Raw genomic sequence first — 22,819 nt, 5'->3', positions numbered from 1 at the left:
GACAGCCAGCCACAGCCGGTCGGTCCCAGTGTCATGTTCATCAGGACGAGTCACAACCGTTCCCAGGGTATGCGGAGGGTGCGTCTCGTCAGACTACGGTGAGTCGCCTTTCGGCGACACCTGTGTCACTCCCAGCTGTGGCCACGCATGATCGCTCTCCATTCAGCCTATGGCCCCTCCGGGCTACCGGTGTCCGGTAATCCGTTGCTGCCAATCCGGTTCGCTTGATGGGAGCAGCTTAAGGGGGAGTGCGACGGATAGATACAAAAAATGTCGCTATGCTCACTATTAGCCAAGCCTCTACGCATTCGCTACGTTCTGTCCATGTATGGGAACTGACTGGCGATGATCGACGTATGTTCGTGAGGCCGGGATGCGGACTCTGCGGCTTTGGCTCTGCTGAAGTTGATCGGTTCTCCGGGCGGCGCTCAACAGATGCCTGCGGACCGCCTTGGTGGTTGGTTGCGAACGTTCGGCAACTCGACCTTGTTCAAGTCTTGGCGCTGCGGCTGCCGAACCTCCATCGGGTGACCTGGTAGAACTCGCTTCGTGTCCATCCGTTGACCCTGGGTTCGATGTCGTGTGATCCTTACTGATCTTGGATCATTGCGTCATTGCAGACGAACTGGATGCGGCTGGCCCTCCCGGAGGCGAATGACGCTGGTGAATGTATCTGTGCGGTGGTCGATACACTGCGAGGGGTCACTGCTCAACTCGTCCTTTTTGCCTCTTGGGGCCGTAGATGATCGAAGTTCGACTTTTCGGACCGATGCAGGTTCTCGTAGGCGGATCGTCGTTGCCACTCGGTACCCCGAAACAGCAGACCGTGCTGGCATTGCTGGCGATCCGGCCGGGGCGGATAGTCACGCTGGAGGAGCTGATCGACGAGCTGTGGCCGGAGGCGGCACCTGCATCGGCTGTCGCCAACACCCGTGGCTACGCGGCACGCCTCCGGCGGGCATTCGACGAGATGGAGCAGACCAAGGGTCTGTTGGCCCGGAGCGGTCCCGGCTACGAGTTTCGGATACGTCCGGACGACGTGGATCTGCTTGCCTTCGAAGATGAGTGCCAGCGGGCCAGCGAGGCACTCGCTCGGGCAGACCTGTCTGGCGCGGAGGATCTGATCCGCCGGGCCGAGGACCGCTCGCGGGGGCCGATGTTAGCGGGTTTGCCGCTTGGGCCGGTGTTGTCGGCCCGCCGAACAGCGGTGGTGACCCTTCGGCTCGGTCTAATTGAGCAGTGCGCTGAGCTGCACCTGGCAGCAGGTCGGCCCCGGCTGGCGATCGGGATGCTCAGGGATCATCTGCGAGCTCACCCCCTGCGGGAACATGCCCATGCTCTGTTGATCAGGGCACTCTACGAGGACGGCGATCTCCCCGGTGCCTTGGCCGCGTTCGCCGCCGCACGGTCGGAACTGGTCGACCAACTCGGCATTGAGCCCGGCGACGAACTGCAACAACTACACAAGGCGGTACTCAACCGTGACCCTGCGCTCAACCGCCTTCATGCGACCGCTGCACTGCCGCAGTCCGGTGCGCCAACGATGCCAGGGCTGACCGCCGCCCCCCACGATCGCCCTGACCAGCAGACGGCGGTGCCATCCTGCTGGCTGCCCCGGACAGTCGTCGATTTCACCGGACGGACCGAAACGATACGTCGGCTGACTGAGGCTGTGGAGCGGGCGGACCCTAGTGGACCAGTGATCCGAGTGATCAACGGGATGGCCGGGATCGGCAAGACAACGCTCGCCGTACATCTCGCCAGCCGGCTCACTGACCGCTACCCCGATGCTCAACTTTTCATCGACCTGCAAGGCCACAGCACTGTGAGCCCGATGGAGCCCTCCGCTGCGCTGATAACCCTGCTCCGGCAACTCGGCGTACCGGCCGGACGGATCGCGACGGAGCTTGATCAACGGATCGCGCTGTGGCGGTCGGAGCTTGCCACCCGCAGGGTCCTCGTGCTGCTGGATAATGCCGGCAGTAGAGCCCAGGTCGAGCCGCTGCTACCGTCTGCCCCCGGCACACTGGTACTGGTAACGAGCCGACGGCGCTTGTTGGGAACCGACGGAATCATCCCCGAGTCGTTACCTGTCCTCGCCCCGGACGAGGCCGTCGACCTGTTGGCGAGGACGGCCGGGGCGGACCGGATCCGGGCGGAACCGGAGGCCGCCGCAGCAGTGGTTCGACAATGTGGATATCTTCCGTTGGCGATCCGGCTGGCAGGCGCCCGCCTCGCGCACCGCCCAGGCTGGAGGGTGGCGGATCTGGCGGACCGGATTGACCGGAGCAGTCGGACGCTGGGCGAGATCTCTGCGGAAGACCGGAGCGTTGCTGCCGCCTTCGACCTGTCATATCAACCACTCCGGGAACCGGTGCGCCGAATGTTTCGGCTGCTGGGCCTCTATCTTGGCGAGTTCTTCCACATCACTACAGCGGCAGCATTAACGGGATTGCCGCTGCCGGACGCCAAGCTGGCTATGGCCGAGTTGGTCGACCATCATCTCGTGGAGGAACTGAGCGCTGACCGGTTCCGGCTACATGATTTGACGCGCCAGTACGCAGCCGACCTTGCCGTCGCCACCGACGCACCGGATGAGCGCGACGCGGCGTTAGGTCAGCTGCTCGACCACTACCTGTTCGCGGCGGCTGTCGTCTCGGAGAGGCTAGAGCTGCCATATCACCGTATATTGCGGCCCTCGCATGGACCGCAGCGTCCCGAACTGGTGAAGGCGGTGGAACCGGACACGGCATGGATGGAGAAGGAGCGGATGAACATCCGATCGCTGGTCCGTCTCGCCGCAGAAGGCAGACAAGCTCACTATGCGTGGCGGCTTGCCCAACAAACCTGGCGATTCCACTATACCCGTGGTTACTCGGAAGAGATTATCGAAACCCATCGCATCGGGCTAGCCGCGGCTACACGCCTGGGAGACGTCGCGGCAATGGCAACGATGCACAATTACATAGCCTCGGCGTACGTTAATATCGCCGACTATCAAACTGCGATGCAGCATTTGCAAAGTTCCTTCCGTCTGTCGAACAGCGTCGGAGATGCGCTTTTGGCGCGGGCCGCCGAGGCAAACCGCGGCGTAGTGTTGACCAGAATGGGGCGTCTGCTCGAAGCTGTAGAGATCTGTCGGCGAGTGCGGCGCGCTGGGCTGCTCAGTGTCGGTACCAATATGGGAATCGCGCTCACGTTACTCGGGATGTGCGAGGAGGCCCTGCAGGTTCAGCGCGCATCGCTGCTCTTCGCTATCGAGCTGAAGAAGAGCTTCGCGGTAGCTCAGGACCTTGGGAATCTCGGGGCGACACGCCTGCGAATGGGCCAGTTCAGCCAGGCTGCCCGTCTGATCAGTGCTTCGCTTGCCCTCAGGGCCCGGATTCGTAATCGACGTGGTGAACCTGGGGCAATCAACGATCTTGGCAGCGCGTACCGCCACCTGGGCCGGCTCGACGACGCACAGCAGCTACATCGACGGGCGATAGCCGCCGCGATCGATACCGGTGAGCGGGACGTGGAGTCGGCAGCGCGCAACGATCTCGGACTTACTCTGTCGGCAGCAGGACAGGGATCGGAAGCCTTCGAGGCGCATCGGCAAGCACTCGAACTGGCCACCCGGACCAGTCATCCGTACGAGCAGGGGCGGGCGTTGGCGGCAATGGCGGGACTGTTGGAGACGCGGGATCCGGCCGAGGCGCGTCGACACTGGGAGCGGGCGATGGCGATCTTCACAAGAATGGGCGTACCGGAGCGCTTCGAGGTCGAGCGTCACCTCGCCCGCCTGCCCCGCACGTCGAGCGGTGAGCAGACACCGAGCCGGACCGGGTCGTCGGCGCCGAACGTATCGATCGTCTATCGAGTTTCTATCTCGGCCGCACCTATGGTTTACCCATCGGTCGGTGGTCGAGCCACGGGGGAATCGACAAAAGACCGGCTGCGGTGATCGCCCCCCGGTCACCGTTGCGGTAAGGGTGAGGGATCGGGTATGAGCGTCGTAACGCACCTGCGACAGGTTCCAAGTCATATCCGTTCCCTCACCCGAACCGGTTGCCCGATGCCCACGTGCCATCTCTGGAACAGATCGCACAGGTGGAACAGATCGCAAACGTGGAGCCGTTGATGGCTGATCTGGACTCCGGACGCGCGGCACAAGACCTGGCCGAGGCTGATCGACAATTGCGGCGCGGCGCGGCACTCCTGCGGCTACCGCGCTGGTGGCAGCCGGCATGGGGCCTGTTCTTCGTGGTGGTCTGGGCCAGGTGGGATGTCCCACCGCCGATTTCGGTGCGGCCCGTGACGTCGGCGGCTTGACCGACCCGGTGGCGACGGCCCTGCCGGTAGGCTCGCGGACGTGACCGAGCCCGCGCACCTCACCCACGTCGATCCTGCGGGGGCCGCCCGGATGGTCGACGTCTCCGCCAAACCGGTCTCGGTGCGCCGGGCCGTCGCCGCCGGCCGGCTGCACACCACGGCCGAGGTGGTCGAGCTGTTGCGCCGGGACGGGCTGCCGAAGGGCGACGCCCTGGCCGTCGGCCGGCTTGCCGGCATCATGGGTGCGAAACGCACCCCGGATCTGATCCCGCTCTGCCATCCGATCGCCCTGCACGGGGTCACCGTCGACCTGGAGCCCGGCGACGACACGGTCGAGATCACCGCGACTGTCCGGACCGCCGACCGGACCGGCGTGGAGATGGAGGCGCTGACCGCCGTGGCCACCGCCGGGCTCGCGCTTATCGACATGGTCAAGGCCGTCGACCCGGCGGCCTCGATCGAGGGGGTACGCGTGCTGCGCAAGGAAGGCGGCAAGACCGGCGACTGGACCCGACCGGAGGACCGGCCGTGATCCGGGCGAGGGTGGTGGTCGCCTCCAACCGTGCGGCCACCGGCGTCTACGCCGACACCAGCGGCCCGCTGCTGGTCGAAGGGCTGACGAAGCTCGGCTGCCAGGTCGACGAGCCGGTGGTGGTGCGCGACGGCGACCCGGTCGGCGCCGAGTTGCGCCGTGCCGCGGCCGAGGGGGTCGACGTGGTGCTGACCAGCGGCGGCACCGGCATCAACCCGACCGACCGGACTCCCGAGGTGACCCGGGCGCTGCTCGACTACGAGATCCCGGGCATCGCCGAGGCGATCCGGGCGCACAGTCGGGACAGGGTACCGACGTCCGCGCTCTCCCGTGGCCTGGCCGGAGTACTCGGCCGGATGCTCGTGGTGAACCTGCCCGGCTCCACCGGCGGCGCGAAGGACGGGCTGGCCGTACTCGGGCCGATCCTGGAGCACGCGGTCGACCAGATCCGGGGCGGCGACCACCCGCGTACCGACTGAACTCGTCGGCGGGCGGTCGTACCGCGAGGATAGGCTCGGACGGTGAACGTGAGGAGCGCGCAGGAGCGGGCCGGACGCGCGGCGGGCGGGCCGGCGTGAGCACCGAGACCGCTGTCGCCACCGACCCGTCGACCGTCCCGCCGACCGTGGACTGGGTGCAGGCCCGGTCCCGGGTCTACGAGGCCGGCGTCGCCGCCGCACCGGAACCCGCCGAGCTGCCGGTCGCCGAGACGGACGGCCAGACCCTGGCCGAGCCGCTGACCACCCTGACCGACCTGCCCGCCTTTCCGACGTCGAGCGTGGACGGCTGGGCCGTACGCGGCACCGGGCCGTGGCGGATCGTCGGCCGGGTGCTCGCCGGCAGCACACCGCCGCCGCTGACCGAGGACGGCACCGCCGTCGAGATCGCCACCGGTGCGATGCTGCCGGACGGTGCGGCCGGAGTGCTCCGGGTCGAGGAGTCGACGCGTGCCGCCGACGGGCTGGTCGACGGCACGCTGCGCTCGGCGCCGGAGTGGCGGGCCCTCGGTGAGGAGGCACACGCCGGTGAGGAACTGCTACCGGCCGGTACCCCGGTCGACCCCGGCGTGATCGGGCTGGCCGCCTCCTGTGGCTACGACACCCTCCGGGTCCGGCGGGCGCCCCGGGCCTCCCTGATCATCTTCGGTGACGAGCTGCTCACCACCGGCCGCCCCGGCGCGGGCCGGGTACGCGACTCGCTCGGCCCGGCCGTCCCGGCCTGGCTGCGCCGGTACGGCTGCACCATCACCGCCGCGGATGTGGTCGGGCCGGTGGCCGACACCCTGGAGGCGCACGTCGAGGCGCTCCGCCAGGGGCTCGCCACCGCCGACCTGGTCTGCACCACCGGCGGGACCATGAACGGGCCGGTCGACCACCTGCACCCGGCCCTGCACGAGCTGGGCGCGGAGTACGTCGTCAACACCGTCGCCGTACGCCCGGGTTTTCCGATGCTGCTCGCCCGGGTGACCGGGCCGGACGGTCGGGCCCGGTTCGTCGCCGGGCTGCCCGGCAATCCACAGTCGGCGATCGTCGCGACGGTCTCGCTGGTCGCTCCGCTGCTGGCCGGGCTGCGTGGCCGGGTGCTGCCGGAGCTGCCCCGGGTGACGCTGGCCGGGCCGGTGACCGGGCGGGGCGACTTCACCCATCTGGCGCTGGTCCGGGTCGACCCCGCCGACAACACCGCCACCCCGGTCCGGCACGTCGGCTCGGCGATGCTTCGCGGGCTCGCCGGAGCGGCCGGGTTCGCCGTGATCGCCCCGGGCACCAGGGGTGAACCGGGTGACCGGGTGCCACTCGTACCGCTGCCGCTGCTGCCAGGCGAGCGCCCCCAGCAAGGAGTGTGAGATGAGCGTACGGAGCGAGCCGGCCGTCGGCACCGGAGCCGTGCCGCCGAACGGCCGGTTGCACACCGCCGTCGGTACCGCCCCGCTGGACGTCGCCTTCCACGAGTCCGTGGTCGCCGACGCGGCTGCCGGTGCGGTGGTCTCCTTCCAGGGCGTGGTACGCGACCACGACCACGGCCGCTCGGTGCTCCGGCTCGAATACGAGGGCCACCCGAGCGCGGCCGACGTGCTGCGGGAGGTGGCCGCCGAGATCGCGGCCGATCCGGACGTACACGCGGTGGCGGTCTCGCATCGGCTCGGCCCGCTGAAGATCGGTGACGTCGCCCTGGTGGCGGCGGTGAGCACTGCGCACCGGGCGGCGGCGTTCGCGGCCTGCGCCCGGCTGGTCGACGAGGTCAAGGCCCGGCTGCCGGTGTGGAAGCGGCAGCTCTTCGCCGACGGTACCGAGGAGTGGGTGAACTGCCCCTGAGCTGGCTCGCGAGGCAGCCTGCCTACCGCTGGTTGGCGAGCCGGCGGGCGAAGCGGGAGTGCTCGGTGTAGAACGCCGGTTCGGCGCCGGGTCGCCACGGCAGCGCGGCGACCAACAGGATGATCGCCAGGGCGAGCGAGTTCTCCATCAGGGCGCCGAAGAAGCCGTCCTGGTAGTGCGACACCTCCGGCAACTGGTGCTCGTACGGCCAGATGGGTGAGATCAGGAAGAGCAGGTAGAGCCCGAGCGCGGCCACACCGTGCCGCAGGCCGGTCAGGGTGGGGAACCAGATCGGGGCGCGCAGCCCGGTCATCCCCGCCGGGCCGGCGGTCGACTGTGGAGGACGCGGCCACGGGCCCCGGCTGGCCGTGCGGCGTCGACTCGCGGTGTCGGCGAGGATCAGGATCGCCGGGATCACCCAGACCAGGTGGTGTGACCAGGAGATCGGGCTGATCACGTTCGTGGTGAGCCCGACCAGGGTGAAGGCGGTCAGCTCGTCGCCGTCGGCGTGCGAGTGCGAGGCGCGGGAGAGGCCGAGCGCCAGCAGCAGCATCGCGAACGCGAGCCAGAGCAGGGTCGGGGTCTCGATCGAGTCGTACAGCCGGGCGAGCACCCCGGCCAGCGACTGGTTCGGCGTCATGTCCGCCGCGCCGACCCGTTCGGTCTGCCAGAGCACGGACATGAAGTAGGTGGTCGACTCGCGGCCGGCGATCGCGAAGGTGCCGACGGTGACGGCGATGGCGGTACCGACTGCTGTCATCGCGGCCCGCCACTGTCGGGTGATCAGCAGGTAGACGACGAAGAGCGCCGGGGTGAGCTTGATCGAGGTGGCCAGGCCGATCCCGACCCCGGCCCAGGCGCCGCTGAAGAAGAGCCGGCGCAGCGGCCCGTCACCGGCGCTGACCCGGCTGCCCCGCCGGGCCCGCCAGCGCAGCGCCACCAGGTCGGCCATGACCAGACCGAAGAGCAGCAGGTTGACCTGGCCGTAGCCGAGCGTCTCCCGGGCCGGCTCGATGGCGACCGCCATCGGTACGGCGAGGCCGAGGGTGAACCAGAGCGACCAGCCGAGCCGGTCGGTGATCGGCTTGAGCAGGGCGGCGAGTATGACAGCCAGGGTGGCGACGCTGGCGACGATGTTGACCCAGCCGGCGAGACCGAGCGGGATGCCCGCCATCGGCAACATGACCAGCCCGGCGAAGGGTGGATAGGTGAAGCCGAGGGTGGTCCTGGGTGCGATGAAGTCGTAGAGCTCGTGCCCGCCCGCCCACCAGACCACCGCGCCGTGGTAGATCTTCATGTCGAAGAAGTTGTACGGCCGTCCGAACGTGGCGATGGCGAGCCACGCGGCGTAGCAGACGACGGCGACGATGCCGATCCGTACGACTGCTCGACGGTCGATTCCACGAGCAAAGCGGCGGACTGAGGCGAGGCGGCCTAGCCGTCTTTCGACGGTCGCCGGCATGGCGTGGCCACCCCCGTACCAATGTCGGTCTTCCGCCCAGGTCCTCCAAGGAGCCTAGAACGGTGGGTCACTCGAATGCCTCCTGCGTTATGCGACCGTGTCCGATCCCACACTGGTTCGCGACATTTCCACCGCGTTAACGCAGGGAGTGCGGTTCAGGTGATTCGCGGCCGCTCAGTCAGGTGAAACTAGCATATGTCCGGCATGGAGCGTGCTCGTTCGGTGATCCCCGTACCGCCTCGGCGGCGGCTCAGCCCAGGTCAGCCGGGCAGCCTACGGGCGGCCGCTGCGGAGCGTACGGCGATCCGGGCGTCCCGGCGAGCGGTGCGCACCGCCCGGCGTACCCGTCGACGGCCGCCACCCACCGCGTGGCTGGCCCGCCAGCCCAGGCCCGGCCGGCCCTCGGTGTCGGCCGCCGCCAGCAGCAGCCCGCCGATCAGCCCGAGGTTCTTCATGAAGTGGACCTGGTGCAGTCGCCGCTGCGCCGGGTCCTCCTGCTCCCAGAACCGGTGCCCGGCCATGGTGGTCGGGACCAGCGTGCCGGCCAGCAGGGCTGCCGCCGGCCGGGTGAAGTGCCCGGTGGCCAGCATCAGCCCGCCGAGCAGCTGGGCGGCGCCGTTGGCCCGGACCAGACTCGTCGGATCGGTCGGGATTCCCTCGTGGATGCCCTGCAACAGCGGGGCGACCTTGTCCGTCACCCGCTCCGCCCGGTCCACGTGCAGTTCGGGGTTGGCCACGGCGCGGGCGCCGCTGACCACGAAGATCGTGCTCAACAGGGTACGGGCCACGGTGCGTACGGGTTTCATGGCTCAACTCTTACCCGTTCGCGGCGCCTTTCACCCCTCGAAGTGGGAGACTGGGCGGCGCGGTCGCGGTACCGTCGCGAGCTGTGACGACCGTGCGACTCCGCGCCGAGGGTCCGGCCGACGCCGTGGCGATCCGGCAACTTGTCGCCGAGGCGTTCGCCAGTCCGGACACCCGGCTGCCCCCGGAGGTGCAACTCGTCGAGGCGCTGCGGGGCAGCGACGCCTGGCTCCCCGAGCTGTCCATGGTGGCCGAGGTCGACGGTGAACTGGTCGGCTACGCCCTGCTGAGCCGGGTCAAGGTGTGGCCGGGCGGAGTTCCGGCGCTGGCCCTCGGCCCGGTGGCGGTGCGGCCGACCCGGCAGCGTCGCGGTTACGGCCAGGACGTCGTCCGGGCCGCGCTCGACGCCGCCGCCGAGCTCGGTGAGCGCCTCGTGGTGGTGCTCGGCAACCCCGCCTACTACCGCCGGTTCGGGTTCGAGCCGGCCGCCGGGTTCGGGCTGACCAGCCCGTGGTCCGGGCTGGGCGATCCGTGGCAGGTGCTGGTGCTGCCGACGGTGGACGGCTCCGACGACCCGGTGCCGAGTGGCGAGGTGACCTTTCCGGCACCCTGGTCACAGGTCTGAGAGCCGCCGGCCTGCCGGGTGGTGCCGGTCGCGGGGCGCCGGGCGGTGGCGCCGGTCAGGCCGGCTGGGTCCGCAGGTACCGGCCGAAGTGCGGGACCGTGAAGGCCACCGTGCCGCGTTCGCCGGAGTAGATCAGCCCCTTCTTGATCAGCGCGTCCCGGGCCGGCGAGAGACTGGCCGGCTTGCGCCCGAGCGAGCGGGCGATCTCGGCGGTGGAGACGGCGGCGTCCAGGTCGTCCCGGTGCGCGTCCCCGCTGCCGTGGTCGCCGTCCGGCGCCTCGACCAGCGAGAGCGCGGCCATCGCCCGCATGTACTCCCGTTCCGCCGGAGTCGCCCGCTCGAAGCGGGAACCGAAGAACCCGACCGCCAACTCTGCCTCGGCCTCGGGCGCGGCGACCCGTACGTCGGCGGCGGTCACCGGGGACCGGGGTGCCGAGTCCCAGGTCGCCTTCCCGTACGCCTGGACGAAGTACGGATAGCCACCGGACTTCTCGTAGAGCAGGTCCAGCGCCTTCGGCTCGTACTCGACCTGCTCCCGGGCGGCGGGGGCGCAGAGCGCCTGGTCGGCCGCGATCCGGTCCAGCCGGTCGATGCGCTGGTAGCGGAAGAGCCGCTCCGAGTAGGACTTGGCGGCGGAGAGTACGGCCGGCAGGTGCGGCAGCCCGGCGCCGACCACTATCAGTGGCGCGCCGAGCTGGGACAGCTCGTGACACGCCGCACAGAGCCCGGAGACGTCCTCGGGACCGAGGTCCTGCATCTCGTCGAGGAAGACCGCGACCCCGGTGCCGACGTCGGCGGCGACCTCGGCCGCGTCGGTGAAGAGTTCGACCAGGTCGATCTCGATGTCGCCGGAGTCCGCCCGCCCGGTCGCCGCCGGTACGTCGATGCCGGGTTGCCAGCGGTCCCGCAGCCGGGTCGCCCCGGCACCCCGCCCCGAGCCGGCCGGAGCCGCGCGCAGCGCGAACGCCTTGAGTACGCCGAGGAAGTCGTCGATCCGGTCCGGTGCCCGGTGTCGGGGCGCCAACTCCCGGATCGCCATGTGCAGGGCGGCGGCGACCGGGCGGCGGATCGACTGGTCGGGCCGGGCCTCGATCTTCCCGGTTCCCCACAGTCGGTTGATCGCCTGGGAGCGGAGCGTGTTGAGCAGTACGGTCTTGCCGACTCCGCGCAGACCGGTGAGGACCAGGCTGCGTTCGGGGCGGCCCCGGGCGATCCGCTCCAGGACGATGTCGAAGACCTCGAGCTCCCGCCCCCGCCCGGCGAGTTCGGGCGGGCGCTGGCCGGCGCCCGGCGCGTACGGGTTGCGGACCGGATCCACGTATCGCACGCTATCGGGCCGTCTAGCCGGAGCGCTAGACATCCGTAGAGCAGGGTATTCGTGTCTCGGGTATCAGTGGCGCGCCGCCGCCCCGGCCGGAGCCGGACGACAGCCGGACTGTCGAGCGGGACTGTCGAGCTGAAACTAGGGCTGTCTAGCATGGATGCTAGACAGCCCTAGTTTTGTCTACCGACGCAGTGCTGCCCGACCGACACCGATCCGCCTCGGCCTGGTCAGCGTCGCTTCAGGCAGAGCACGTAGTCGCCCAGGTCCAGCGGGTCGTCCTGGACGTAGTTGGCGTCCGCCTCGGACGAGCCGAATATCGGGTCGTTCCTGCACTGGCTCGCGTCGGTGGTGAACGGGATCCGGGACAGCACTTCGTAGGTGTCCGGCCCACACGGCACCTTGCGGAGTTCCGGATCGTCGTCGGTGCCGTCGTTGACCAGGCAGTCCCCCTTGGCGTACCGATCCGAGGAAGGGGTGCCGGCGGGGCGGCTCGGGCTGGAGCCGGCCGAACCGGCCGGGGTGGGGGCACCGACGCCCGGCCCGGAGTCGTCGCCGGCCCGGTCGACCAGCCACCACACCCCGGCGCCGGCACAGGCACAGAACAGCAGCAACACGATGCCGCCGACGATGAGGCCGATCTTCAGACCACGGCCGGACTTCGGCGGGGCGCCGGTCGGACCGTACGGTGCGCCGGTCGGTCCGTACGGTGTGGCCGGTCCACCGGGAGCGCCGTACCCGGTACCCGCCTGGTACGGTCCACCGCTCGATGGCGGCTGATCCCAGCCCGTACCCGGTGCGTCGCCCGGCTGCCCGTGCCCGGCACCGACCGGCGGTGGGTACCCGGCCGGTGGCTGCCCGGCCAGCGGCGGGTAACCGGGCGGTGGCTGTCCGGTGGGCGGCGGGTAACCGGCCGGCGGCGGATACGACGGGGGTTGGTTGGGGTCGTCGGGCTGCCCTCCGGTGGGCGTTCCGTAAATCGACATGCTTCTCCAGGGGCGGTTGGGCGCTCCGACCGCGTCGTGGAACCCTGGGGCGGCTGGCGCAGGGGTCGGGATGGGCGGATCCCAAGCGGCAGGTCGCTCGAACCTCCGCTGGTCTCGTCGCGGTGCCGGCTGGCGACACCGCTCGGAACTATCGTTTCCGAAGACAGAGCACGAAGTCCAGTTCGTCCAGCTCGCTGTTGAAGAAGTAGAAGTTCGTGTAGTTCTGCACCTGAGCGCATTTGGTCTTGGCGTCCGGGGCGCCGGTGGTGACACCGTTGTAGCGGGCGAGCACCTCGTAGGTCTGCGGTGCACAGTCCGTGATCGCCAGCTTCGGCGCCGCCTCCGTACCCTCGTTCCGGACGCACTGACCGGCCTTGACGAACCGCGCGTCCGTCGACGGCGGGGCCGGCGCGGCCGGCGCGGTGGTCGGTGCCGGCTCGGCCGGGGCACTGGGCTGGCCGGTCGGCTCCTCGGTCTGCTCGGTGACCGGCGGCTGGGCCTCCGACGGCACCTTGTCCCGGCCCACCAGGTAGACGCCGAGCGCGGCACCGCCGAGGACCAGCACCGCCAATCCGACCAGCACGGCGACGAACGTCCGGCTGCCGCCGCCCTTCGGCATCGGATCGGGCGCCGAGGTGGACCACGAGGGATCCGGGGCCGGCGTCGCCCAGACCGGGTCGGTACTGGAGGCGGTCCAGCCGCTTGGCGGCGCCGACGGCTGCCCGCCACCCCAGTGCCCCGCCCCGCTCGGCTGGTCCGCAGCACCCCAGTGCCCCGCCCCGCTCGGCTGGTCCTGATCGCCCCAGGGGTCGACCGGCTGGCCGAACTCGCCTGTGGTCTGCCGGTCCGGGTCGTTCCACGGCTGCGACGGACCGGGATACGGTCCGCCGGGCGGTCCGTAGTTGGCCATCGACTGTCCTCCTGGTACGCATCGGTGAGAGGCGCGCCACTCGCCTGGGACGAGTTGCTGGGGTCACCGTAGCCTGCCCCCTGATGAGCTCACCTCCCGGAAGCGCGCCAACGTCGCCGGCCGGCGCCGGCCAGGTCGAGCCGGAACGCGCTCCGAGCGAGCCGGGACGCGCCGGTCCGGGCGAGCCAGGACACGCCGGCCCGGGTGACCAGACCGTCGCGTCGACCGGCCCGACACCGGCACCGCCGACCAGTTCGGCACTGATCTGGATCGCACTGAGCATCGTCTACCTGGTCTGGGGATCCACCTACCTCGGCATCCGGATCACCGTGGAGACACTGCCGCCGCTGCTGTCGGCGGCCGCCCGGTTCGCGGTCGCCGCCGGGGTACTGGCGGTGGTACTGCGGCTGTGGCGCGGCCCCGGCGTACTGCGGGTGACCCGCCGCACGCTGGGCAGCACCGCGCTGGTCGGCGTACTGCTACTGGCCGGCGGGAACGGGCTGGTGGTACTGGCCGAATCGGGTCCACCGTCGGTCGCGGTCTCCAGCGGGATCGCCGCACTGCTCGTCGCCATCGTGCCGCTGCTGGTGGTGCTGCTCCGGGCCGGTACCGGTGACCGGCCCAGGCTGGCCACGCTGCTCGGGGTGAGTGCCGGCTTCGCCGGCCTGGTGCTGCTGGTACTGCCGACCGGAGGCGCCGGCGCGGCACCGATCGTCGGGGCGCTGACCGTGGTCGGTAGCGCCATCTGCTGGTCCGTCGGCTCGTTCCTCTCCGGCCGGCTCAGAATGCCCCGCGACCCGTTCGTGGCCACCGTCTACGAGATGCTCAGCGGCTCGGTGGTGCTGGCCGTACTCGGTGTCGCCCGGGGCGAGGCGCACGGCCTCGACCTCGGCGCGGTCAGCACCCGCTCGTGGCTGGCGCTCGGCTACCTCACCCTGGCCGGGTCGCTGGTCGCGTTCACCGCGTACGTCTGGCTGCTGCACCACGCGCCGATCTCACTGGTAGCGACGTACGCCTACGTCAATCCGGTGGTCGCGGTCACCCTCGGCGCGCTGCTGCTCGACGAGTCGGTGACCGGCCAGGTGCTGTTCGGCGGTGCGGTGATCGTGCTCGGCGTCGCCCTCGTCGTCTCCACCGAACGCCCAGGATCCCCGCCCGGCCCATCCCCGGCCGGCGCCGCGACCCGTGGGCAGGGCGGGACGTGACACCGGGCGCGGTGGTGGCGGCCGGACTCCTCGGAGTCCTGCTCGGACCGCTGCTGCGTCGGCAGGTCTTCCGGTATGCCGTACCCGGGTCGGGGCGGAACTGTCCGCACTGCGCGGCAACGCTCGGCACGCCGAACCGGCGCAGTCTACTGGGCGTACTGCCGCCGACCGGACGCTGTCCGCGCTGTCGGGGAGCAGTCGGCCCGCGCGCCGGGCTGGTCGAACTCGTCGCCGCGACTGTCTTCGCCGCGCTCGCCGCCCGGGTCGACGGTGTACTCCCGCTGCTGGCGTACGCCTGGATCGCCGGCTTCGGCATCGTGCTCGGCTTCGTCGACGTGGCGGTACGGCGGCTTCCCGACCGGCTCACCCTGCCGGCGGCGGCCGGTCTCGCCGGGCTGCTCGGCGCGGCCACCGTCACCTCCGGCCAGTTCGGCCGGTACGCGGTGGCGACGGTTTGCGCGTTGGCGCTGGCCGGGGCGTACCTCGGGTTGGTCCTGCTCTCCCCCGGCGGGCTGGGACCGGGGGACGTCAAACTCGCGCTCGGGCTCGGCTTCGCCACCGGCTGGTACGGCTGGAGCACCACCCTCACCGGCGCGCTGGCCGGCCTGCTGCTGGCCAGCGGGTACGCCGCCGTGTTGCTCCGGCTGCACCGGATCGGCCGCCACGACCACCTGCCGCACGGCCCGGCGATGCTGGTCGGCGCACTCGGCGCGGTGCTCCTGGCGTAAGGAAGGGCCCCCTATTATCGCTTTCTGTTATAGAAGGGCCCCCTGCTAACCGCGCTGATGGCACCCAACACACCTCAGAGCAGCCGGAGCTGGCGGTCCTTCGGTCGGCGGGGTGCGTTGTCGCCGAGCCGTTCGAAGAGCCCGGCGTCGATCGCGTCGAGGAACGGCGACGGTACGCAGTCCCGCTCCTGGCCGTGCCGCAGCCGCCGGCCTACATGGCTGAGATAGAGCCGGTCCTGTGCCCGGGTCAGCCCCACGAAGAAGAGCCGGCGCTCCTCCGCGACCTCCTCCTCGGTCGGCGTCGAGCCGGGGAAGCGCAGCGGCAGCAGCCCGTCCTCGCAGCCGGGCAGGAAGACCACCGGGAACTCCAGGCCCTTGGCGGCGTGCAGGGTGAGCAGGGTGACCGCCTCGGCGCGCGGGTCGAGGGCGTCCACCTCGGCACCGGTGGCCAACTGGGACAGGAACATCTCCAGGTCGTCGCCGCAGCGCCGGGCGAGCGGGGTGAGCAGGTCGGCTGCCGTCCAGATGTCGTCGGGGCCGATCCCGCCGGTGGCGTCCAGTGTGGGGGTGGCGTGCCGGTCGGCGAGTACCTGCCCGGCCAGGCGTACCCGGGCGGCGACCGAGCCACCGAGCCCGTCGGCGTGCCGCAGCTCGCGGGCGATCACCGACACGCCGGGGCGGTCCCGCAGCCGGTTGTGCGAGCGCTTCTGCACCGGGATGTTCGCCCTGGCCAGCGCGTCGAGGATCGGCGCTGCCTGTGCGTCGGTGCGGTACAGCACCGCGATGTCGGAGAACGACACGTTCGAGGTCCGGCCGTCGATCCGACCGGAGTCGAGCGAGCGGTGCGACAGCCCGCCGACGAGTTCGTCGACGGTGCGTACCACGAAATCGGCCTCGTCGGCGACGGAGGCCGCCGGATAGCGGCCCACCAGCGGTGCCTCGGGGTCGAGCCGGGCCGGGTCGAGGCGGCGGCCCCGGACCAGCGTGGACGGTGCGATCGCCTGCACCGCGGCGGCCAGGATCGGCGCCGACGAGCGGTAGTTGCGGGTCAGCCGGACCAGCCGGGCGTCCACGAAGTCCTGCGAGAAGCGCAGGAAGTACGCCACGTCGGCGCCCCGGAACGAGTAGATTGCCTGGTCCGGGTCGCCGATCGCGCAGAGGTTGCCGTCGGCCGGGCTGAGCAGCCGGAGCAGCTCGTACTGCGTGGCGTCGACGTCCTGGTACTCGTCGACGAAGATCCACCGCCACCGGTCCCGGTACCGCTCGACCAGCTCCGGGTCGTCGCGCAGCAGCGCCACCGGCAGGGTGACCAGCTCGTCGAGGTCGACCAGGTCGGCGCCGCGCAGCAGCTTCACATAGGCCGCGTCGTCCTCGCCGGCCTCGGCCCGCGCGGTCGCCCGCTCGGCGTCGTCGGCGATCCGGAAGTCGTCGGGCAGGCCGGCGGCCCGGGCGTTCTCCCGCAGGATCGCCAGGCCGAGCGAGTGGAAGGTGCCGACCGTGACGTCCTCGGCGACCGGCCCGAGTAGCCCGTCCAGCCGGTGCCGCAGTTCCTCTGCGGCCCGCCGGGTGAAGGTGATCGCCAGGCAGTGTTCCGGATAGACGTTCAGCTCGGCGCAGAGGTACGCGATCCGGTGGGTGAGGGTGCGGGTCTTGCCGGTACCGGGGCCGGCGACGATCAGCAGCGGCCCGCCGGGTGCGGAGGCGGCGACCCGCTGCATCGCGTCGAGCCGGTCCAGCAGCCCGGTGCCGACCTCCTCCATGCCGGCGAGCATCGGCTCGAACGGCTCGTGCGGGGACGGCGGCGGGGCGAGCGGCGGCACGGGTGCGGCCGGCGGGGCGGCGGCCCGGGGCCGGCGGCGCGGCTCCGCCGGGGAGGCCGGCGCCGAAGCCGTCGACCGGGCGGGCCGGGCCGGCGCCTTCGGCTCCGCGGGCGGTCGCTGTCGTGGCACGGGTACGTCGAAGAGCGCGTCGGCGAAGAGCGTCTCCGCCTGCCCAGCGCCGCCCCGGCCACCACCGCCGGAGCCGGACGAGAGTTCACCGGGCTCGAAGAGGGTGATCACGCCGTACTCGCCGTCGTAGCCGGGGACCCGGCGCACCTGGCCGCGCCGGAGTCGGGTGATCGCCTCGGCGAGCGGTTCGCCGCCGACCCGGCGGATCTCGTCGACAGGCGTGACGGTGAGGATGTCCAGTTCGGCACCGAGGCCGGCGACCAGGGTGTTGAGCTGCCCCTCCACCGTCTTCGACTTCGGCCCGACGTTGTTGATCTCACCGAGGATCTCGGCGAGCTGGATCAGGTGGGTGACCTGCGGCGCGTTCACCGGCCGGTGCCCGTCCGGCCGGTCGGCGAGGTCCTCGACCCGGCTCAGTACGCCGACCGTGAGCGGCTTGCCGCACTCCGGGCAGCGCCCGCCCGCCTCCCGGGTCCGGGCCGGTTCCCAGTTGACCCCGCAGAGCCGGTGCCCGTCCGCGTGGTACTTCCCCTCCTCGGGGAAGAACTCGATGGTCCCGGCCAGTCCGTCCCCGGTACGCAGCGCCTCGCGTACCGCGTAGTAGTCGAGGTCGGTGGCGAAGCGGGTCGCCTCCCGGGCCAGTGCGGGCGGGGAGTGCGCGTCCGAGTTGGAGACCAGCCGGTAGCGGTCCAGACTCGACACCCGCCAGTTCATCTCCGGGTCGGAGGAGAGCCCGGTCTCGACCGCGAAGATGTGCTCGGCGAGGTCGGCGTAGCAGTCCGCGATCGCGTCGAAGCCGGACTTCGAGCCCAGCGCGGAGAACCACGGGGTCCAGATGTGCGCCGGCACCAGGTAGCCGTCCGGGCTGGCCTCAAGGGTGATCTCCAGCAGGTCCCGGGAGTCGAGGCCGAGGATCGGTCGCCCGTCCGAGCCGATGTTGCCGATCCGGCCGAGCGTGGCGTTGAACCGGGCCACCGCGTCCAGGTCGGGCAGGTAGATCAGGTGGTGCACCTTGCGGGTCCGGTCGTCCCGCTTGTAGATGGTCGAGATCTCGACACTGAGCATGTAGCGCATCGGGCTCGCCTCGGCCACGCTGGCCAGCCGGGGCGGCAGCCGACGGGCGATGTCCCGCTCCGCCTCCGGGCTGAGCCGGTAGAGCCCCGGCTCGGCCGGGTGCAGCGACTCGCGCAGGTGCTCGTACCAGGCAGGGTGGGTGAAGTCACCGGTGCCGAGCAGGCTGATCCCCTTGCGCCGGGCCCACCAGGCGAGGTTCGGCATGGTGAGGTCACGGCTGCACGCACGGGAGTATTTCGAGTGGATGTGCAGGTCCGCGACGAAGGGCAGGGCGGCGGAGGGGGAGCCGTCAGCGGGTGCGGCGCGCAACGGAGACACGCCGCATCCTGTCACGGACCCGTACGCGAGCGCGTGTCGCCACGCGAAAGTGTGATTTCCCGCCGCCGCTGGCCGCCGCCACCGGCGCTGGCCCGGGCCGCTGGTCACCCAGCTCGATCGCCACTATGCCGGCGAACCCGTCATCGTACGCCTGCATCGTGCGGGCGGCATCGCAACTCGACGCCCTGGGCCGAAGGCCGACACTGTGGAATGCGAATCGACCACCACGTTCCATGTAAGATCCGCTGAATGTCTGAGCAGCCGCTCCTGTTCGCCAGTGCAATACCATCGTCAGCGCCGATCGTGGATCTCGCGGTGGTGGCGATGAACGGCGATCCCTCCGTCGTCTGCGTCGACAGAAATGATGGCGTGTGGAACTGGGATCCGCTGCGGGATGTCTGGCGGCAACGGCCGCTGCCGTTCGGATACGACGAAGAAATTGTCGACGATTACCCGGATGCCGAGAATCAGATCGACCAGGTGGCGGTGACCGCTATCGGCGGGCGGATGGTGTTGGCCGCTGGTCATGACGAACAGCCTGTCGCCTTCTGGGACCTGGAAACCGGTGAGCTGCTTCGACGCGCGAGCTTCGGCGAGGACTACCTTTCGGCCGTCGCCGCCGTGCGAGGTGCGGGGTCGGCCAGGTTCGTGTCCGCGCACCACAATTGCGATCAAGTCGTGCTGTGGGCGGAGCCCTTGTCTTCTGACTCCTGGGCACTGCTGGCGGATCACGTGCACGTCTGGAGCCTCGCCACCGCAGAGATCAATGGCCGCTCCCTGGTCGCTGGAGCCGACGGGTCGAGCGTACTGGTCTGGGATCTCGCTCGGCCCGACCGAAAACAGGTGTTCAAGGCGACCGAGTCAGCCTGGGTCGTCTCGTGGTCGCGCGTCAACGATCGCCCCGCCGTGGTCGCGGCGGTCGATCCCGGACAACTGTGGGTATGGGAACTGCCCGACCCGGCCGGAGAACGGGAACAGGCGGACGACGCGATCGAACCGAGGTACGAGCCGATCAACGCGCACGACGCCACGATCCGCGCGATGGACACCGCGACGGTCGGTGGCCGGCCCCTTGCGGTGACCGGATCCGAGGATGCGACCGTACGCGTCTGGGACCTGGCCGACGGCGTTGCGGTCGGTAGCCCGCTGGCCGGCCACGACGGCCACGTGATGGCGGTGCGGACCACGGTGCTGCGCGGCAGCGATGTGGTGCTCAGTGCCGGCTATGACGGCGTGATACGCGTTTGGGGTCTGCCGAGCTCATAACCGAGTCGCCAGGGAAACGGGGTAGGGACGACGTCTCGAAGCAGTTGCCGCAACGAGCGTGATGCCTGTGAGTCATCATGATGAGTCACAGGCATCACGCTCACGCCCCTATGGCCCCTCCGGCCTCCACCCCGTGGCCAGAAGGTCACCCGACCCCGCTCAAGTTCGATGAGCCTCCTTACGACGGGTGGAGTCCCGGCCGGCCGCCCTCACACTGGCCGTCCGGGACGCCGGCCCCTCCGTCGGCTCGTCGGCCCGGTCCGGTTGGCCCAGCCGCCGGAGGATGGCACGGGCCTCGCCGAACGCCGTCCGCGCGGCTTTCGAGTCGGTGGCGGTGTAGGCCCGGCCCAGAATGGTCAACGCCGTCGCCTGCCGGGAGTGCCAGCCACGGGTACGCCAGATCGCCACGGCCTCCTCCAGACGGCAGACCGCCGTGGTGGCGCTTCCCTCGGCCAACTCCAGCTCGCCGAGGATCGTGAGGGCCTCGGCGAGATGGTGGGTCATCCGGTGTTCCCGGCTGAGCCGGATCGAGAGTTCCAGCGCCGGACGGGCACGCGGATCGTCGCGCTGGAAGTGGAGCCGGGCCAGCGCGAGCACGGTCAGCACCTCGGTGTAGACGTCGCGATCATTCCGGGAGATCGAGACCGATTCGTCGAGTAACTGCTGGCTCTTGTCGTACATGCCCAGTGCGCGGTGCGCTATCCCGGCGAACTGGAGGACCGTCGCCTCGCAGCGGGAATTGCCCAGTTCTCGCGCGTATTTGAGGGCGAGCGGCAGGTGGGTGGCCGCGAGTTCGTACTGGCCGCTCTCGTGGTGCGCGACCGCCAGCGCGAGACAGGCCCTGAGCTCGCCGCCCTTGTGCCCGGAGCGCTCGGCCCGGTGCAGCGCGTCCGTCGCCATCCGGATCGCGTCGTCGTACCTGCCCAGGGCGGTCAGCGCCCAGGAGCACATGACCGCGGCGTCCGACGCCCCCTGCTCGTGGCCGAGGCTGTCGAACGCTTCCAGCAGCCTGGACGCCTGGCAGTGCAGCCGACCCATCGCGTCACCGGGCCGCCCGTCGGTGATCCAGGTGGTGACGTCGAGCAGTCCGCGCAGCATGACCGCTTCGCCGAGCCGGTTGCCGCTGCGTCGGCAGGCGGCCATGACCTCGGTGTTCAGGTTGGCCCAGTCCGAATACATACCCCGGATGTCGAAGTACTTCTCCAGCCGCCCGGCGAGGTCGAAGGCCAGGTCGTCCAGGCCCAGCGCGCAGGCCTGCCGAACCACCGAGATCAGCGCGGCGCGCTCGGTGTCGAACCAGATGCTCGGGTCGATCCCCGCCAGGCATTCCAGGGCGCCGGGAACGGCGAACCGTGGTGCCGGGCCGCCGATCGGGGCGTAACAGGGGCCGGGCATGGCTGCGGCCATCCGCTCCGCGATCGCCAACCACATTCCCATGCCCCGGACCAGCGTCTGCGTCACGGCGTCCGGCGAACTCTCCAACTCGGCCCGTTCGGAGGCGAACAGCCGGACGAGATCGTGGAACCGGTAACGCTGTTGACCGGCCGGGTCGGTACCGCAGGCGGCGAGCAGCTGCGCGTCGATGAGGGCCTCCAGCCGTTCGACAACGTACGGTAGCGGGGCGTCGAGCACCGCAGCGGCAAGCCAGGCGGGAAAATCCGGTACCGCGAACACGCCGAGTAACCGGAACAGTCGACGCGTCTCCTCGTCGAGCCCGGTGTAGCTCAACGCGAGCGAGGCCCGCACGGCCAGGTCACCGGTGGTCAGCTCGTCCAGACGTCGACGCTGGTCGGCGAGGAGTCGCGCCGGATGGGTCAGCCGCCACGCGGGACGGGCCGCCAGTCGTGCGCCGGCGATCCGCACCGCGAGCGGAAGCCGCCCGCACAGTTCGACGATCTCGGCCGCCTGGGGCACCTCGGCCAGTACCCGTTCCCGACCGGTCACCCCGGCGAGCAGGTTCATCGCCTCGCTCCGGGAGAACACGTCGAGGTCGATCCGCTGGACGCCTTCGAGCCCGGTCAGCCGGGCCCGACTGGTGATCAGTACCGCACAGGTCGCACTGCCGGGCAGCAGCGGGCGGAGCTGGTCCTCGGTCGCACCGTTGTCCAGCACGACAAGCATCCTGCGACCGGCCAGGTGGCTGCGGTAGAGGTCGGCGCACTGCACCGGATCGGTGGGGATCGCCCGGCCAGGCACACCCAGTGCCCGGAGGAACCGGGCCAGCACCTCCGGTGGGCTCAGCGCCGACGCCCCCGCACCGCGCAGGTTTGCGTAGAGTTGGCCGTCGGGGAACTCGTCGGCCACCAGATGTGCCGCATGGACGGCCAGACTCGTCTTGCCGACACCGCCCATGCCCGCCACCACCACGATCTTCGGTGCGGTCGGCTGTCGACCGTCGCCCGCCGATCCGGTCAGCAGGTCGCACAGGAGCCGTACCTCGGTGACGCGTCCGGTGAAGTCCGCGATGTCCGCCGGCAGCATGGACGGCACCGGAACGTGGTACGCCGGCAGCTCCACCGGAGGTGGTGGCCCTGTCCCCGGCTGATGTGCGGTGCCGGCCGGCCGGCCGCAGTCGAGCACGGATCGCGGATCCTCGTGCCCGGCGCCCGAGGCCGTCGCGGTGCCTAACCCCAACGCATCGCGTGTCTCCAGGGCGTCGCGAACCTCCAGGGCGTCGCGTACCTCAAGCGCGTCGCGGACCGAAACCCATTCCGCCGCCGATGCCCGGTCCAGGCCGCACGCCTGCACGAAAAGCTCGACGATCTCCCTGCGTGGCAGGCTGGCCCGGCCCAGCGCGGTGGCGATGGTGCTCGCCGGCAGCGATCTTCCGGCTTTGCGCGCGTTGGCCGCGAGACCCCGGTAGGTGAAGCCCGACCAGAGGCGCAACTGGCGAAGGGCGACCAGGAACGTACCCGTGGTTGTGGCTCCGCGCGGATCCGGCGGACTGCCAACCGCCTTGGCCATGTCGGCTCCTCCGTCGTCAGCATCGAGGGCGACCCCGGACCGATCGTTG

The 22,819-nt window shown here is 70.5% G+C and carries 17 protein-coding genes; 10 read left to right on the top strand and 7 right to left on the bottom strand.

What is annotated here, in order from left to right:
- Nucleotides 1-742 precede the first annotated feature (742 nt).
- The 6 genes from CLT71_RS22135 to CLT71_RS22115 all read left to right on the top strand — a co-directional run bounded on the left by CLT71_RS22135 (nucleotide 743) and on the right by CLT71_RS22115 (nucleotide 7,158).
- Nucleotides 743-3,946, top strand: coding sequence for a BTAD domain-containing putative transcriptional regulator (locus CLT71_RS22135; protein WP_101368790.1), 3,204 nt, complete (start codon nucleotides 743-745; stop codon nucleotides 3,944-3,946).
- A gap of 119 nt (nucleotides 3,947-4,065) precedes the next feature.
- Nucleotides 4,066-4,314 carry a hypothetical protein gene (locus CLT71_RS36560; protein WP_143743535.1) on the top strand — a complete coding sequence of 83 codons (249 nt, stop codon included), beginning with the start codon at nucleotides 4,066-4,068 and terminating at the stop codon, nucleotides 4,312-4,314.
- A gap of 40 nt (nucleotides 4,315-4,354) precedes the next feature.
- On the top strand, nucleotides 4,355-4,846 hold the full coding sequence (gene moaC, locus CLT71_RS22130; RefSeq protein ID WP_101368789.1) for a cyclic pyranopterin monophosphate synthase MoaC: 492 nt from the start codon (nucleotides 4,355-4,357) through the stop codon (nucleotides 4,844-4,846).
- Nucleotides 4,843-5,325, top strand: coding sequence for a MogA/MoaB family molybdenum cofactor biosynthesis protein (locus CLT71_RS22125; protein WP_101368788.1), 483 nt, complete (start codon nucleotides 4,843-4,845; stop codon nucleotides 5,323-5,325). The genes moaC and CLT71_RS22125 overlap by 4 nt, the downstream gene beginning before the upstream one ends.
- A gap of 95 nt (nucleotides 5,326-5,420) precedes the next feature.
- Nucleotides 5,421-6,689 (top strand): molybdopterin molybdotransferase MoeA, encoded by a 1,269-nt coding sequence (locus tag CLT71_RS22120; protein WP_101368787.1) that lies wholly within the window; start codon nucleotides 5,421-5,423, stop codon nucleotides 6,687-6,689.
- A 1-nt stretch (nucleotide 6,690) separates the two neighbouring features.
- Nucleotides 6,691-7,158, top strand: a complete 468-nt coding sequence (locus CLT71_RS22115) for a molybdopterin synthase catalytic subunit (RefSeq protein ID WP_101368786.1) — start codon at nucleotides 6,691-6,693, stop codon at nucleotides 7,156-7,158.
- Nucleotides 7,159-7,180: 22 nt separating this feature from the next.
- Here the strand turns inward: CLT71_RS22115 and CLT71_RS22110 are convergent, their stop codons facing one another.
- A complete protein-coding gene (locus tag CLT71_RS22110; RefSeq protein ID WP_101368785.1) occupies nucleotides 7,181-8,620 on the bottom strand; it encodes a glycosyltransferase 87 family protein in 1,440 nt (479 codons plus the stop codon).
- A 260-nt stretch (nucleotides 8,621-8,880) separates the two neighbouring features.
- Nucleotides 8,881-9,426 carry a DoxX family protein gene (locus CLT71_RS22105; RefSeq protein ID WP_101368784.1) on the bottom strand — a complete coding sequence of 182 codons (546 nt, stop codon included), beginning with the start codon at nucleotides 9,424-9,426 and terminating at the stop codon, nucleotides 8,881-8,883.
- Between the two features lie 83 nt (nucleotides 9,427-9,509).
- Here CLT71_RS22105 and CLT71_RS22100 point away from each other — a divergent pair, with 83 nt between their 5' ends.
- Nucleotides 9,510-10,049: a GNAT family N-acetyltransferase gene (locus CLT71_RS22100; protein WP_101368783.1), complete on the top strand. Its 540-nt coding sequence runs from the start codon at nucleotides 9,510-9,512 to the stop codon at nucleotides 10,047-10,049.
- A gap of 55 nt (nucleotides 10,050-10,104) precedes the next feature.
- Here the strand turns inward: CLT71_RS22100 and CLT71_RS22095 are convergent, their stop codons facing one another.
- The 3 genes from CLT71_RS22095 to CLT71_RS22085 all read right to left on the bottom strand — a co-directional run bounded on the left by CLT71_RS22095 (nucleotide 10,105) and on the right by CLT71_RS22085 (nucleotide 13,266).
- Nucleotides 10,105-11,367 carry an ATP-binding protein gene (locus tag CLT71_RS22095; RefSeq protein ID WP_101371682.1) on the bottom strand — a complete coding sequence of 421 codons (1,263 nt, stop codon included), beginning with the start codon at nucleotides 11,365-11,367 and terminating at the stop codon, nucleotides 10,105-10,107.
- A gap of 233 nt (nucleotides 11,368-11,600) precedes the next feature.
- Entirely contained in the window at nucleotides 11,601-12,356 is a 756-nt protein-coding gene (locus CLT71_RS38155) for an LppU/SCO3897 family protein (protein WP_486483390.1), read from the bottom strand.
- Nucleotides 12,357-12,504: 148 nt separating this feature from the next.
- A complete protein-coding gene (locus tag CLT71_RS22085) occupies nucleotides 12,505-13,266 on the bottom strand; it encodes an LppU/SCO3897 family protein (protein WP_101368782.1) in 762 nt (253 codons plus the stop codon).
- An 83-nt stretch (nucleotides 13,267-13,349) separates the two neighbouring features.
- Here CLT71_RS22085 and CLT71_RS22080 point away from each other — a divergent pair, with 83 nt between their 5' ends.
- Both CLT71_RS22080 and CLT71_RS22075 read left to right on the top strand, forming a co-directional pair.
- Entirely contained in the window at nucleotides 13,350-14,471 is a 1,122-nt protein-coding gene (locus CLT71_RS22080; RefSeq protein ID WP_101368781.1) for an EamA family transporter, read from the top strand.
- Entirely contained in the window at nucleotides 14,468-15,199 is a 732-nt protein-coding gene (locus CLT71_RS22075) for an A24 family peptidase (protein ID WP_158242277.1), read from the top strand. Before CLT71_RS22080 ends, CLT71_RS22075 begins: the two co-directional genes overlap by 4 nt.
- 74 nt (nucleotides 15,200-15,273) lie before the next feature.
- Here CLT71_RS22075 and CLT71_RS22070 read toward each other — a convergent pair whose 3' ends face one another.
- On the bottom strand, nucleotides 15,274-18,540 hold the full coding sequence (locus CLT71_RS22070; protein ID WP_199187676.1) for a UvrD-helicase domain-containing protein: 3,267 nt from the start codon (nucleotides 18,538-18,540) through the stop codon (nucleotides 15,274-15,276).
- Between the two features lie 249 nt (nucleotides 18,541-18,789).
- On the opposite strand from CLT71_RS22070, the gene CLT71_RS22065 reads away from it, so the two are divergent.
- Nucleotides 18,790-19,806 (top strand): WD40 repeat domain-containing protein, encoded by a 1,017-nt coding sequence (locus CLT71_RS22065; RefSeq protein WP_143743791.1) that lies wholly within the window; start codon nucleotides 18,790-18,792, stop codon nucleotides 19,804-19,806.
- Between the two features lie 159 nt (nucleotides 19,807-19,965).
- Here CLT71_RS22065 and CLT71_RS22060 read toward each other — a convergent pair whose 3' ends face one another.
- The gene (locus CLT71_RS22060) at nucleotides 19,966-22,770 is read right to left on the bottom strand and encodes a tetratricopeptide repeat protein (RefSeq protein ID WP_101368777.1); all 2,805 of its coding nucleotides are present in this window, start codon (nucleotides 22,768-22,770) and stop codon (nucleotides 19,966-19,968) included.
- Nucleotides 22,771-22,819 lie beyond the last annotated feature (49 nt).

Source organism: Plantactinospora sp. CNZ320 (assembly GCF_002846275.1).
Note: the sequence above shows the minus strand (reverse complement) of the source record. Positions and strands in the feature narration are given on the sequence as shown.